The organism is Spirillospora sp. NPDC048824 (assembly GCF_043198455.1).
Classification (GTDB): domain Bacteria; phylum Actinomycetota; class Actinomycetes; order Streptosporangiales; family Streptosporangiaceae; genus Spirillospora.
In genome coordinates this window covers 1-14,029 of the sequence record NZ_JBICUS010000011.1, presented here as the reverse complement: position 1 = coordinate 14,029, position 14,029 = coordinate 1, and the positions used below count along the sequence as shown (strand labels likewise).

General features: G+C 73.4%; 11 protein-coding genes. 7 read left to right on the top strand and 4 right to left on the bottom strand.

Annotated features, from left to right (window positions below):
• Nucleotides 1-18: 18 nt before the first annotated feature.
• Nucleotides 19-1,176, top strand: coding sequence for a 4-hydroxybenzoate 3-monooxygenase (locus ACGFIS_RS22255; protein WP_392906711.1), 1,158 nt, complete (start codon nucleotides 19-21; stop codon nucleotides 1,174-1,176).
• Between the two features lie 38 nt (nucleotides 1,177-1,214).
• Here the strand turns inward: ACGFIS_RS22255 and cphA are convergent, their stop codons facing one another.
• Nucleotides 1,215-3,854, bottom strand: a complete 2,640-nt coding sequence (gene cphA / locus ACGFIS_RS22250) for a cyanophycin synthetase (RefSeq protein ID WP_392906710.1) — start codon at nucleotides 3,852-3,854, stop codon at nucleotides 1,215-1,217.
• 2 nt (nucleotides 3,855-3,856) lie between these two features.
• Nucleotides 3,857-4,693 (bottom strand): cyanophycinase, encoded by an 837-nt coding sequence (locus tag ACGFIS_RS22245; protein ID WP_392906709.1) that lies wholly within the window; start codon nucleotides 4,691-4,693, stop codon nucleotides 3,857-3,859.
• A 91-nt stretch (nucleotides 4,694-4,784) separates the two neighbouring features.
• Here ACGFIS_RS22245 and ACGFIS_RS22240 point away from each other — a divergent pair, with 91 nt between their 5' ends.
• Both ACGFIS_RS22240 and ACGFIS_RS22235 read left to right on the top strand, forming a co-directional pair.
• Nucleotides 4,785-5,453: a QsdR family transcriptional regulator gene (locus ACGFIS_RS22240; protein WP_392906707.1), complete on the top strand. Its 669-nt coding sequence runs from the start codon at nucleotides 4,785-4,787 to the stop codon at nucleotides 5,451-5,453.
• Between the two features lie 93 nt (nucleotides 5,454-5,546).
• Nucleotides 5,547-6,914 carry an ABC1 kinase family protein gene (locus tag ACGFIS_RS22235; protein WP_392972328.1) on the top strand — a complete coding sequence of 456 codons (1,368 nt, stop codon included), beginning with the start codon at nucleotides 5,547-5,549 and terminating at the stop codon, nucleotides 6,912-6,914.
• A gap of 32 nt (nucleotides 6,915-6,946) precedes the next feature.
• On the opposite strand, the gene ACGFIS_RS22230 is transcribed toward ACGFIS_RS22235, so the two are convergent.
• On the bottom strand, nucleotides 6,947-7,792 hold the full coding sequence (locus ACGFIS_RS22230; protein ID WP_392906705.1) for a siderophore-interacting protein: 846 nt from the start codon (nucleotides 7,790-7,792) through the stop codon (nucleotides 6,947-6,949).
• A gap of 114 nt (nucleotides 7,793-7,906) precedes the next feature.
• Complete coding sequence (locus ACGFIS_RS22225) at nucleotides 7,907-9,079, bottom strand: serine hydrolase domain-containing protein (protein WP_392906704.1); 1,173 nt, start codon at nucleotides 9,077-9,079, stop codon at nucleotides 7,907-7,909.
• A gap of 218 nt (nucleotides 9,080-9,297) precedes the next feature.
• Between ACGFIS_RS22225 and ACGFIS_RS22220 the strand changes: the two genes are divergently transcribed.
• From ACGFIS_RS22220 to glpK, 4 genes are all read left to right on the top strand, one after another.
• Nucleotides 9,298-10,071: a cyclase family protein gene (locus tag ACGFIS_RS22220; protein WP_392906702.1), complete on the top strand. Its 774-nt coding sequence runs from the start codon at nucleotides 9,298-9,300 to the stop codon at nucleotides 10,069-10,071.
• Nucleotides 10,068-11,750 (top strand): thiamine pyrophosphate-binding protein, encoded by a 1,683-nt coding sequence (locus ACGFIS_RS22215; protein ID WP_392906700.1) that lies wholly within the window; start codon nucleotides 10,068-10,070, stop codon nucleotides 11,748-11,750. Before ACGFIS_RS22220 ends, ACGFIS_RS22215 begins: the two co-directional genes overlap by 4 nt.
• Nucleotides 11,751-12,101: 351 nt before the next feature.
• On the top strand, nucleotides 12,102-12,947 hold the full coding sequence (locus ACGFIS_RS22210) for an MIP/aquaporin family protein (protein ID WP_392906699.1): 846 nt from the start codon (nucleotides 12,102-12,104) through the stop codon (nucleotides 12,945-12,947).
• A 36-nt stretch (nucleotides 12,948-12,983) separates the two neighbouring features.
• Nucleotides 12,984-14,029: glycerol kinase GlpK (gene glpK / locus ACGFIS_RS22205; protein ID WP_392972326.1), on the top strand; the 1,046-nt coding region annotated here is incomplete at its 3' end.

Genomic DNA, 14,029 nt, shown 5'->3' with positions numbered 1-14,029 from the left:
CGACGACGAGGAGGCTCGATGCGTACCCAGGTCGCGATCATCGGCGGCGGTCCCGCGGGGCTGCTGCTGTCCCACCTGCTCCACCTGCAGGGGATCGACTCGGTGGTCCTGGAGAGCCGGGACCGCGACTATGTGGAGCATCGGCAGCGGGCCGGGATGCTGGAGCAGGGCACGACCGACGTGCTGCGCGAGAGCGGCGCCGGCGAGCGGCTCGACCGGGAGGGCCTCGTCCACCACGGGCTGGAGCTGCGGTTCGGCGGCGCGGGCCACCGCATCCCGCTGACCGACCTGACCGGCCGCACGGTGACCGTCTACGCGCAGACCGAGATCGTCAAGGACCTCGTCGCCAGGCGCCTCGCGGACGGCGGCGACGTGCGTTTCGAGGCGGAGGTCGTCGCGCTGGACGCGTCCGCGCCGAGCGTGACGTTCCGCAGCGGCGGCGAGACGCACACCCTCGACTGCGAGTACATCGCCGGCTGCGACGGCTTCCACGGCGTCAGCCGCCCGGCGGTGCCGGGACTGCGGACGTTCTCCCGCGACTACCCGTTCGCCTGGCTGGGGATCCTCGCCGACGTCGCCCCGTCCACCGAGGAGCTGATCTACGCCAACCACGACCGCGGCTTCGCGCTGCACAGCCTCCGCTCGCCCAAGGTCAGCCGCCTGTACCTGCAGGTGCCCCCGGACGAGGACCTCGCCGGGTGGTCCGACGCCCGCATCTGGGACGAGCTGGCGGCGCGGTTCGCGACCGACGACGGGTGGAAGCTGCACGAGGGCCCGATCACCGACAGGTCGATCACGCCGATGCGCAGCTTCGTGGCGGAGCCGATGCGCCACGACCGGCTGTTCCTCGCCGGGGACGCCGCGCACATCGTCCCGCCGACCGGGGCGAAGGGCCTCAACCTCGCCGTCTCCGACGTGATCGTCCTGGCGCGGGCGTTCGCCGAGCGGTACGCGTCGGGGTCGCGGACGCTGCTCGACGGCTACTCCGACGCGTGCCTGCGCCGCGTGTGGCGGGCCGAGCACTTTTCGTACTGGATGACGCACCTGCTGCACACCGACCCGGCCGCGAGCGACTACGAGCGGCGGCTTCAGCGCTCCCACCTGGACTACGTGGTCTCGTCCGAGGCCGCCGCGACGTCGCTGGCGGAGAACTACGCCGGCCTGCCCATCGCCTAGCGGCGGGTCCGGCGCCCGGCCGACGGCGGGTCCGGCGCTCAGCCGCCCGGCCGCGCCCCCAGCGTGTCGAGCAGCTCGGTGACCGGCTGCAGCTTCTCGTACAGCAGCAGGACGGGTTCGCCCGGCTCCGCCATGTCCAGCGCCGACGTCACCGCCCCCTTCAGGTCGCCCGCCGGATGGTGCCGCACGTCCGGGCGGCCCTCCCGCAGCCCCTGGACGATCAGGCGGGTCATCTCGCCCGAGCGGCGGCCGCGCAGGTCCTCGTCCTCGTAGACGACGACGCGCCCGAACGTCCCGGACACGGCCCGCGCGGTCTCGGTCACCAGCTCGTCGGGCCGGTCGCCCGGCAGGGTGACCGCGGCGACGCCCCCGGCGCCCCAGCGCCGCTCGACGAACGCGCCCATCGCCGCGACCGCCGCCGGGTTGTGCGCGTAGTCGACCACGACGGGATTGTCGCCGACCTGGTACACGCAACCCCGCCCGGGATTGCGGGTGTGCGGGTCGAACGTGCGCAGCGCGCGTGCGAGCACGTCCACCGGGACGTGGAGCGCGCGGGCGGCGGCCGCCGCGGCGAGCGCGTCGGCGACGACATGGGCGGCGTGCCCGCCGAACGAGCCCGCGACCTCGTCCGCGGGCAGGATCCGGGTCCGGCGGTCGCCGCGCGCCTCGGTCAGCCAGCCGTGGTGCACGTAGTAGCCCATGCCGCCGTCCCGCAGATGCTCCACGAGGACGGGCTCGTCCGGGGCGAGCGAGAAGTAGCGCAGCACCGGGTCGCGGCGCCGGACCGCGGGACGCGCCGCCAGCGCCGCCGTCGGCGGGTCCGCGGCGTTGAGGACGAGATGCCCGCCGCGCTTGATCTCCTCGGCGACCAGCGCCTTGATGTCGGCCAGGTCGTCGATGTCCTCGGTGCCGTCCGTGCCGAGATGGTCGCGGGTGATGTTGGTGACGACGGCGACATCGGCGCGTTCGTAGCCGAGGCCGCGCCGCACGATCCCGCCCCGCGCGGTCTCCAGCACGGCCGCCTCCACCGAGCGGTCGCCCAGCACCATCTCCGCGGAACGCGGGCCGGACGCGTCGGACAGGTGGACGAGCCGCCGCCCCACGTACACGCCCTCGGTGCCGGTCATGCCGGTCCGCCGGCCGTCCAGCTCCAGCATGTGCGCGATCATCCGGACGGTGGTGGTCTTGCCGTTGGTGCCCGTCACCGACACGACCGGGACCCGCGACGGCGTCCCCGGCGGATACATCAGGTCGATGATGTCGCCGGCGACGTCCCGCCCCGCCCCCTCGTGCGGCGCGAGGTGCATGCGCAGGCCCGGGGCGGCGTTGACCTCCAGGATCCCGGCGGCGCCGCGGTCGGCGGGCGGCGGGCACCCGATGTCGGGCAGCCGCAGGTCGATCCCGCACACGTCCATGCCGACGGTCGCGGCGGCCCGCACGCACATCTCCGCGACGTCGGCGTGCACGCCGCCGGTCACGTCGCGGCTGGTGCCGCCGGTGGACAGGTTCGCGTTGCGGCGCAGCCACACCCGCTCCCCGGCGGCGGGCACGGATCCGGGCCCGTGGCCCTGCCGCGCCAGCAGCGCCCGCTCGGTGGGGCCGAGCACCAGCCGGGTCAGCGGCCGGTCGTGGCCCTCGCCGCGCGCCGGGTCGGCGTTGACCCGCTCCACCAGACCGGCGACGGTGGCGGCCCCGTCGCCGGTGACGCACGCGGCGGTCAGCTCCGCCGCCGCCGCGACCCGTCCGCCGACGACCAGGACCCGGTAGTCCCGGCCCGGGATGTAGGACTCCACGAGGACCTCGCCGTCGTCCCCGGCCGCGGACGCGAACGCGGCCACGACCTCCGGCGCGCTGGTCAGCTCGATGTGGACGCCCTCCCCCTGGTGCCCGGCCAGCGGCTTGACCACCACGGGCCCGCCGATGTCGCGCAGCGCCTCGAGTGCCTCCGCCGGCGACGCCGCGACCCGCCCCGCGGGGACGGGCAGGCCCGCGTCGGCGAGCACCCGGTGCGCGAGCCGCTTGTCGCCCGCCAGCTCCATCCCGATCGCGGACGTGCCGTCGGTCATCGCCGCCCACACGGTCCGGCGGTACCGCCCGTACCCGAGGCGCAGCAGGTTCAGGTCGCCGACGCGGCGGACCGGCACGCCCCGGCGCCGCGCCGCCCGGCCCAGCGCCGCGGTGCTCACGCCGAGCCGCCCGCTCTCGTGCTCGGCGGCGACGCGGGCCAGGTCGGCGGACGGGTCGGGCACCCGCCCGGCGAGCGCCCCCGTGACGGCCCGTACGGCGAGCGTGATCAGCTGCTCCACCACCGTGCTGCCGGCCGGCTCGTCCCGCGGGCACTCCAGGATCACGTCGTAGTCGCCGGGACCGCCCGCGCGGACGGTGCGCCCGAAGAACACCTCGCGGCCGATGAGCCCGGACAGCTCCAGCGTGACGTGCTCGGTGACATGGCCGAAATAGGTGCCGCGCGCCATCGCGTCCAGCAGGCCCCCGGGCCGGCCCGCCGAGCAGTGGTGCGTCGCCAGGCCCGGCAGCGCCTCCAGCAGCCGCCCGGCGAACCCGGGATGGTCGGTGGTCTCGTGTCCGGTGAGGCCCTGCAGGTCGAGCCGGGCGATCGCGACGGGACGCGACAGATAGACGTTCGGGCCGCTCAGGCGGCGCACATGGTCGAGGCGCACCGCTACTCCTCCTCCGCCGGGCCGCGCATGTTGCCGATCTCCGGAAGCTTGTCGTTCATCTGGAACGCGCAGCCGGCCGGCAGCAGATGCAGCGACACGTCGAACATCGCCATCGGCTCGTCGTCGGAGGCGGCATAGGCGACGGTGGACTGCCCGGCGTCCACGACCGTGACCACCCCCGTCCCGACGACGTCGAAACGGCCGTCGCCCACCACGATCGCCGTGTCCTCGTCGATCCCCACGCCCAGCAGCCGGGTGTCGAGCGCTATCCCGCTCATCAGCCTCGGCAGCCGCCCCCGCTCGTTGAAATGCATGTCGATCAGCACGTTGTCGAGCAGCGCGAGCCCCGGGCCGACCTTCACGCTGGACGCGGCGACCTCGTGGCCGTGGCCGCCGAGGATCATCCAGTGGCCCATGGCGGTCGCGCCCGCGCTGGTCCCCGCGATGACCAGGCCCTCCTGGTCGAGCCGCCGCTTGAGCAGCTCGTTGGTCTTGGAACCCACCAGGGTCCGGATCCGGGACTGGTCGCCGCCGCTGAACAGCACCCCCGTCGCCGCGTCCAGCGCCCGCAGCGTCGCGGCGCCGTCGGCCGCGGCCCGGCCCAGCAGCCGCAGTTCCCGGACCGACGACACCCCGAGCCGGCCGAACACGGCGGTGTACTCCTCGGCGACCTCCTCCGGTACCTCGGTCGCCGTCGTCACGACCACGACCCGCGCGTCCTCGCCGCCCGACAGCTCGACGAAGGTCTCCAGCGCCCCGGACCCGCAGGTCCGGTTCTCCGCCCCACCGATGATCAGCAGCCGGCCCTTGCGTCCGGCACCCCCATGTCTCTCTTTCACATCTGCTAGCTACCCCTGATCACCCCCGGTAGTCTTTCGACCGCGAGGAGCCATGTGCGGGGCCGGATGTGCGCTGTGCCATGCTGTGCGGATGAGCGGTATCCCCGTTCCCCCGGACGTCCCCGCCCGGCGTCCGCGCGGGCCGTCCGCCCGGCCGCCGGGGCCCGCCGCCGCGCTCGACGCGGCGTCCGCGCACTACCTGCGCGGAGAGCCGATCGACATGTCGGCGCTGGCCGCTGAGCTGGGCGTCGGACGCGCGACCCTGTACCGGTGGGTGGGCAGCCGTGAACAGCTCCTCGGCGCGGTCCTCGGCGAGATGACCGAGCGCACCTACCGCTTCGCCGCGCGCGGCGTGGGCGGCGCCGGCCCGGACCGTATCCTCATGCTCCTCGACCGGTTCATGCACGCAGTGGTGGAGGCCGAGCCGCTCAAGGCCTTCACCGAACGCGAACCCCGGCTGTTCATCCGGCTGGCCACCATGCCGGGCACCATCGAGGACCGCGCCACAGAGCTGCTGACCAAGGAGCTGCAGGCCGAGATCGACCGCGGCGAGATGCGCGTCCCGCTGCCGACCCGGACCCTCGCGCAGGCGATCGTCCGGCTCTCCGACTCGTTCATGTACGCGCACTACCTGGGCGGGAACCGGCCGGAGATCGACCAGGCCCTGGAGGTCGTCGAGCTGCTGCTGCGCCCGTGCGCGGGCGTCCCGCCGGGCGCCGGCGGAACGGCCGGGGAATCTCCGGGCCCGCCTGAACGCTGAACTCTTTGACAGGGAATGACCATTTGGTGGCGTTCCCTCGCCATGAGAGGCTTCAGTCATCAGACCTATCGTCGGACAAGGGACGGTCAGGCCGTGAGCGACATTCCCCGCCGCGCGGTGACGCGGACCGCCAAGCTGGCGACCCTGCCGCTCGGCTTCGCCGGGCGCACCGCCCTCGGATTCGGGAAGCGGACGATCGGGCGCCCCGCCGAGGCCGTCGCTCTGGAGGTCCAGCGCCGCACCGCCGAGCAGCTGTTCGCGGTGCTCGGCGAGCTCAAGGGCGGCGCCATGAAGGTCGGGCAGCTGCTGTCGATCTTCGAGGCCGGGCTGCCCGAGGAGGTCGCCGGGCCGTTCCGCGCCAGCCTGACGCGGCTCCAGGAGGCCGCGCCCCCGATGCCCGCCGCCACCACCCACCGCGTCCTCGCCGAGGGCCTGGGCGACGACTGGCGCGAGAAGTTCACCGAGTTCGACGACAGGCCGGCCGCCGCGGCGTCCATCGGCCAGGTCCACAAGGCCGTCTGGCACGACGGGCGGACCGTCGCGGTCAAAGTCCAGTATCCCGGCGCCGCCCGGGCGCTGATGAGCGACTTCAACCAGATCTCCCGCGTCAGCAGGCTCTTCACGCCGCTGTTCCCCGGCGTCGAGGTCAAGCCCGTCATCGCCGACCTCAAGCGGCGGCTGGAGAAGGAACTCGACTACGTCGACGAGGCCCGCGCCCAGACCGCCTTCCACGACGCCTACGCCGGCGACCCCGACTACGTCGTCCCCGCCGTCGTCACCCAGTCGGGCAACGTGCTGGTCACCGAATGGCTGGGCGGCACACCGCTCGCCAAGGTCATCGCCGAGGGCGACCAGGAGCGCCGCGACCGCGCCGGCCTGCTGCTGTTCCGCTTCCTGCTCTCCGGGCCGTCCCGCTGCGAGATGATCCACATCGATCCGCACCCGGGCAACTTCCGGCTGCTGGACGACGGCCGGCTCGGCGTCATGGACTTCGGCGGCGCCGCCCGCGTCCCGGCCGAGCTGCAGTGGTCGATCGGGCGGCTGACCCGCATCGGGACGCTCGGCGACCCCGACGAGATCGTCGAGGCCCTCCACGAGGAGGGGTTCCTGGTGCCGGACGCCGACGTCGACGCCGAGGAGGTCGCCGACTTCATCGGGCCGCACGCCGCCCCGTTCGCCGTGGAGCGCTTCCGGTACTCCCGCGAGTGGATGCGCGAGCAGACCGCGCACGGCCTCGGCGTCGCCTCCGACATGCGCCCCGGCGCGCTCGCCCGCCAGTTCCGGCTGCCGCCCCAGTACCTGGCCGTCAGCCGCGCCCTGACCGGATGCGGCGGGGTGCTGTGCCAGCTTGAGGCCGAAGGCGCGTTCCGAGCCGAGGTCGAGCGCTGGCTCCCCGGCTTCACCGCCGACGGCGGACCCGACGCCGACGGGACCGAGGAGCCCGAACAGGCCACCGCCTGACCCGGCCGCCTCGGGAGCGGCTCAGGGCGGGATCAGGCGAGCGCCTGCGCCTCCTCTTCCTCGACCCGGCGGTTCCAGTCGCCCTTCGTCGTCTGCCAGCCGTCCTCGTCGCGGCCGCGCCGCCAGTACCCGGAGATCGACAGCCGCTCCATCGGCAGACCGCGCTCCACCCGCAGATGCCGCCGCAGCGCCTTGACGAAGTTCGCCTCGCCGTGGACGAACGCGTGCACCTCCCCGTCGGGGAACTCCAGTTTCTCGACCGCCTCGACCAGCAGGTCCCCGACCTGCCCGCCGCCCCGGTGCAGCCACACGACGTCCGCGTCCCCCGGAGTGGGCAGCTCCTGCTCCTCCTCGGGCCCGGCGACCTCGATGAACACGCGGGCGGGGGCGCCCTCCGGGATCCGCTCCAGCGAGGCGGCGATCGCCGGCAGCGCGCTCTCGTCCCCGGCGAGCAGGTGCCAGCCGGCGTCGGGGCGGGGCGCGTAGGCGCCGCCCGGCCCCGTGAACAGGATCTCCTCGCCCGGCCGGACGCCCGCCGCCCACGGGCCCGCGAGGCCCTTGTCGCCGTGGTGGACGAAGTCGATGGTCAGCTCCACCGCCTCGGCGTCCCACGCCCGGACGGTGTAGGTCCGGGTGGCGGGCCACTGCTCACGCGGCAGCTCCGCGCGGACCCGCTCCAAGTCGAACGGCTCGGGATAGTCAACGCCCGGCCGCGGGAACTGCAGCTTCACGTAGTGGTCGGTGAACTCGCCCGCGCCGAAACCGGTGAGGTCCTCACCGCCGATGACCACGCGGATCATGTGCGGGGTGAGGCGTTCGGTGCGCAGTACCGTCCCCCGGTTGAGCCTGCGTCCCTTGCGCGCCGGTTCCGTCGCCATGCGGTTCCTCCCGATGATGTGGATCACACTTAGGTAAGCCTAACCGCCGGAGACGCCCGGGTTGTTCCCGGCCGCGGGGGCGGCGGAGCGGACGCCGCCCCCGCGGCCGGGCGGTCAGTGCGCCGAGGCCGGCCGGGCCGTGCGCGTCCGCGCGACCTCGGCGGCGACCGCCTCGAACGCGGCGTCCGTCTCGTCCGCGCCGAGAACGGTGAAGAGCGTCGACTTGACGATGACGACGTCGTACCGGGGCGAGACCCAGATCTGCTGGCCGCCGAGGCCGTTGGCGGAGAAGCCGCCGTCCTCGCCGAGCCACCACTGCAGGCCGTACCCCTGGTTGAACGGCGCCGACGGACGCGTCGACTCCGTCACCCACGAGGCCGGGACGACCTGCCGCCCGTCGGCCTTCCCGCCGTTCAGGTACAGGAGGCCGAACCGCGCGAAGTCGCGGTCGGTGGCGTAGTAGCAGCAGTACCCCATGCTGTTGCCGTTGGAGTCGTTGCCGAGGTAGGCCTTGGACGCCATCCCGGCCGGCCCCCAGATCTTCTCCTGGACGTAGGAGTGGTACGGGACCCCGGTCGCTTCGGCGACGACCCAGGCGAGGACGAACGTGTTCATGCTCGTGTACTCGAACCTCGTCCCCGGCTCCCAGCCGCGCTTCTGCTGCCGGGCCAGCTCGGTGAGCGGATACCCGAGGCTCGCGGCGACATGCACGAAGGGGACGTCGGACGTCTCGTCCCAGTCGATGCCCGACGACATCCGCAGCAGGTCCCGCAGCGAGACGCCGTCGAACCCCGAGCCCGCCAGGCGGGGGACGTAGCGGGTGACGGGGTCGTCGATCGAGTCGATGAAGCCCTCGCCGAGCGCGATGCCGACGGCCGCCGACGTGAACGACTTCGCCATCGACCACGACTGGAAGAGGCTGTCCTCGCCGGAGGCGACGTAGCGCTCGAAGACTATGTCGCTGCCGTCCAGGACGACGAAGCCCTGCGTTCCCGTGCGGGCGAGGTAGTCGTCCAGCGTGCGCTTCTGGCCCTCGAATGTGTAGGTCACCGAGAGAGGGCGGTACGCCTCGCGCAGTTCGACCGGGTCGGGCGAGGGGACCAGCGGATCGAAGCCGGCCCGGTGTCCCGTGACGGCGGCGGACGGCGGTGCGGGCGGCGGCGGAGTCAGGGCGGCGTGTGCGGGGAGGGCGGCGTGTGCGGGGGGAGCGGCGTGTCCGAGGGGGACGGCCAGGGCGGCCGTCAGGGCGGCTGCGGTGAGCGTGAGCGTCCAGGGCCTTCGGCGCATGCGGGCCTCCGTGGGGGCGGTGTCGACCGGGGTTCCGCCCCGATGGTGACCGCGCGGCGACGCTGCGTCCATGTGGTCATGCAACGAAATCCGGACCCGGACGTGAGCATGAACAATGGGCATGCGGCCTGGCCGGGGTGACCCTCCGAACAGGCGCATCTGCGATACGTTCATGACACCCCGCGACCGTCAGCCGCCCCCGCGCCGCCGGAGGACCGATGTCCGTGCTCAACCAGTTGCTCACCGCCGTCGCCGACGGCTCGGTGGAGATCGTCGACCTGACCGCTCCGCTGTCGGAGCGGACGCCGATCCTCCGGCTGCCGGAGCCGTTCGCCAACACCGTCCCGTTCCGGCTGGAGGAGATCAGCCGGTACGACGACCGCGGGCCCGCCTGGTACTGGAACGACATCGTCACCGGCGAGCACGTCGGCACCCACTTCGACGCGCCCGTGCACTGGGCCTCCGGCCGCGACGGCGAGGACGTCTCGCAGGTGCCGCCCGGCAGGCTGGTCGCCCCGGCCGTCGTGCTGGACGCGTCCGTGCGGGCCGCCGGCGACCCCGACTTCCTGCTGGAGATCGATCACGTCCGCGACTGGGAGAAGACGCACGGGCCGCTCCCGGACGGCGGCTGGCTCCTCTACCGGACGGGCTGGGACGCGCGGTCCGGCGACCAGGACACCTTCCTCAACGCCGACGAGAACGGCCCGCACACGCCGGGGATCTCGGCCGAGTGCGCGCGGTGGCTCGCCGAGGAGACCCCCGTCATCGGGCTCGGCGTGGAGACCGTCGGCACCGACGCGGGCGGCGCCCACGCCTTCGACCCGCCGTTCCCGTGCCACTCCTACTTCCTCGGCGCCGGCAAGTACGGGCTCACCCAGCTGCAGAACCTCGACCGGCTCCCCGCCCGCGGCGCCGTGCTGCTCGCCTCGCCGCTGCCGATCGTCGGCGGCTCGGGCAGCCCCGCCCGCGTGCTCGCGCTGATCGAAGGATGAACGTCGCGGAGGCCGTGGGGGAGGCGCTCACGCGGCTCGGCGCCGACACCGTCTTCGGGGTCGTCGGCAGCGGCAACTTCCACGTCACCAACGCGCTCGTCGCGAACGGCGCCCGGTTCGTCGCCGCGCGGCACGAGGCCGGGGCCGCCACGATGGCCGACGCGTACGCGCGGGTGAGCGGCGGCCTCGGCGTGGTGTCGCTCCACCAGGGGCCCGGCCTCACCAACGCGGTCACCGGCATCGCCGAGGCGGCCAAGAGCCGCACTCCGCTGCTGGTGGTCGCGGGCGAGGTGGCCGCGGCCGCGGTCCGCTCCAACTTCCGCGTCGACCAGGCGGCCATCGCCGCGGCGGTCGGGGCCGTCCCCGAGCGGGTCCACTCCCCGCGGACGGCGCTGGCCGACGTGGCCCGCGCGTGCCGCACGGCGGTCGCCGAGCGCCGGACGGTGCTGCTCGGCCTGCCGCTGGACATCCAGGCGGCCGAGCATCCGGACCGCGCCGAGGAGCGCCCGCCCGCCGGGGAGCGGCCGAGGGTGGCGCCGCTGCCGGTGCCGCCGCCGGCCGCGATCGCCCGGCTGGCCGACGCGCTGCAGGCCGCGGAGCGGCCGGTGTTCATCGCCGGGCGGGGCGCGCGGCTGTCGGCGGCCCGCGAGGCCCTCGCCGAGCTGGCCGGGCGCTGCGGTGCGCTGCCCGCGACGTCCGCCGTCGCGCGCGGCCTGTTCGCCGGTGACCCGTTCGCCCTCGATGTCAGCGGCGGTTTCGCCACCCCCGCCGCCGCCGACCTGATCCGCGGCGCCGACCTGGTCGTCGGCTGGGGCTGCTCGCTGAACATGTGGACGACCCGGCACGGCGCCCTCATCGCCCGGGGCGCGAAGGTCGTGCAGGTCGACGTGGACGCCCGGGCGCTCGGCGCGCACCATCCCGTCGACCTCGGCCTCATCGGCGACGCCGCCGAGACCGCGCGGGCCGTCACCGCCGAGCTGGACGCGCGCGGCCACGCCGCCTCCGGCTACCGCACACCGGAGGTGGCCGAACGGCTCGCGCGGGAGGGACGCTGGCAGGACGTCCCCTACGAGGAGCACCGCGACGGCAAGGACGGCGCCGACGGGCCGCGGATCGACCCGCGGACACTGTCCATCGCCCTGGACGGGATGCTGCCGGGCGAACGCACCGTCGCCGTCGACTCCGGCAATTTCATGGGCTACCCGGCGATGTTCCTGGACGTTCCCGACGCGGACGCGCTCGTGTTCACCCAGGCGTTCCAGTCGATCGGGCTCGGCCTCGCCACCGCGATCGGCGCGGCGGTGGCCCGTCCCGACCGGCTGACCGTCGCCGCGCTCGGCGACGGCGGCGCGCTGATGTCGGTCGCGGAGCTGGAGACCGCCGTCCGGCTCGCGCTGGGCCTGCTCGTGGTCGTCTACGACGACGAGGCGTACGGGGCGGAGGTGCACCACTTCGGCCCGGGCGGGCACCCGCTCGACACGGTCACGTTCCCGCCGGCGGATCTGGCCGCGATCGGCCGCGGTTTCGGCTGCGCGTCTGCGACCGTCCGGCGGCGCGAGGACCTGGCGGCGGTGGCCGACTGGCTGGCGGGCCCGCGCGACCGCCCGATGGTCGTGGACGCCAAGGTCACCCGTGCCCGGCCGGCCTGGTGGCTGGAGGAGGCGTTCCGAGGCCACTGACGATCCTCAAGCGGACCTCGCCGACCGGATGATGGCGGGCGGGGGCTGGAGGACGGTGGGCCGAGCGGAGCTCGTCCTTTGAACGGTGGCGGGCGGGGGCTGGAGGACGGTGGGCCGAGCGGAGCTCGTCCTTTGAATGGTGGCGGGCGGGGGCTGGAGGACGGTGGGCCGAGCGGACGGTGTAAGGGCGTATTCCCTGGGGAAGATCACGCTCGCGATCGTTCCGCCGGGGGTGGTGATGGACCGTACAGAGTGCCGACATTGTCATCATGTGGTGGTTGACCCGTTTTGTCCGACGAACATACGTTCGCGGCGACTGTGCCTTACGTCACACACCCCTGAGGAGGAGAGATGACGCGAGGGCCGAAGGTCCCCGAGCTCGCCAGGGAGATGGCCGCGGAGTTCGCCGGCACGATGATCCTGATCCTGTTCGGCGTGGGCGTCGTCGCCCAGGTCATCGCGGGGAGCGGGCTCGGAGACCCCCAGAGCCTCGGCGACCACGACAGCATCGCCTGGGCCTGGGGCATCGGCGTGACGCTGGGCGTGTACGTGTCCGCCCGCATCAGCGGCGGGCACATCAATCCCGCCGTCACGGTCGCCCTCGCGGTCTTCAAGGGCTTCCCCTGGCGCAAGGTGCTCCCGTACTCCATCGCCCAGACGCTCGGGGCCTTCGTCGGCGCGCTCATCGTCCGGTGGAACTACAGCGAGATCCTGCAGAAGTTCGACCCCGGCCTGACGGACAAGACGCACATCGTCTTCTCCACCATGCCCGGCAACGGGACCCTGCCGATCGGGACCTGGGGGGCGTTCAGGGACCAGGTGATCGGCACCGCGATCCTGCTGTTCCTCGTGCTGGCCCTCACCGACCTGCGCAACGCGCCGCCGCTGGCCAACATGGCGCCGCTCATCATCGGGCTCATCGTGGTGGCGATCGGGATGGCGTTCGGCTCCGCCGCCGGGTACGCGATCAACCCGGCCCGCGACCTCGGTCCGCGGCTGGTCCAGTTCCTCACGGGCTACGAGACCCCATGGGACGACCAGTACGGGAACCTGTACTTCTGGGTGCCGATCGTCGCACCGGTCATCGGCGCCGTGATCGGCGCCGGTCTCTACATCCTGCTCGTCGGGCGCAACATCCCCGACGAGGAGGAGGGCACCGAGGTCACCGAGCCCAAGCCGGAGTACGACGTTTCCTGACGGGGCCGCCCCGCCGGTTGAAGGGAGAACCCACGCATGGCCGACTTCGTCGGAGCGCTCGACCAGGGCACCACGAGCACCCGCTTCATGATCTTCGATCACGGCGGCAACGAGGTCGCCCGCCATCAGCTCGAACACGAGCAGATCCTGCCGCAGGCGGGCTGGGTGGAGCACAACCCCACCGAGATCTGGGAACGGACCCGCGCCGTCATCCAGTCCGCGATGCACCGGGCGAACCTGGACCACACCGATCTGGCCGCGTTGGGCATCACCAACCAGCGCGAGACGACGGTGGTGTGGAACAGGCGGACCGGCCGCCCGTACTACAACGCGATCGTCTGGCAGGACACCCGCACCGACCGCATCGCCTCCGCGCTCGAACGGGACGGCAGGGGCGAGACGATCCGGCACCGCGCCGGCCTGCCGCCCGCGACGTACTTCTCGGGCGGCAAGGTCCAGTGGATCCTGGAGAACGTCGAGGGCGTCCGCGAGGCCGCCGAGAACGGCGACGCGATCTTCGGCAACATCGACACGTGGGTGCTGTGGAACCTCACGGGCGGGACGGACGGCGGCGTGCACGTCACCGACCCGACCAACGCCAGCCGCACCATGCTCATGGACCTGGAGACCCTCGACTGGGACGACCAGCTGCTGTCGTTCTTCGGCATCCCGCGCCGGATGCTGCCGCAGATCAAGCCGTCCTCCGCGCCCGAGCCGTACGGGACGACCCGCGCGGACGGCCCGCTCGGCGGCGAGGTCCCGCTCACGGGGATCCTCGGCGACCAGCAGGCCGCGACGGTCGGGCAGGTGTGCTTCGCGCCCGGCGAGGCCAAGAACACCTACGGCACCGGCAACTTCCTCCTGCTCAACACCGGTGAGGAGCTGGTCAGGTCGAAGGCGGGGATGCTCACCACCGTCTGCTACAAGTTCGGTGACCATGCTCCCGTGTACGCGCTGGAGGGGTCGATCGCGGTGACGGGGTCGGCGGTGCAATGGCTGCGCGACCAGCTCGGCATCATCTCCGGCGCCGCCCAGAGCGAAGCCCTGGCCCGCCAGGTCGACGACAACGGCGGCGTCTACTT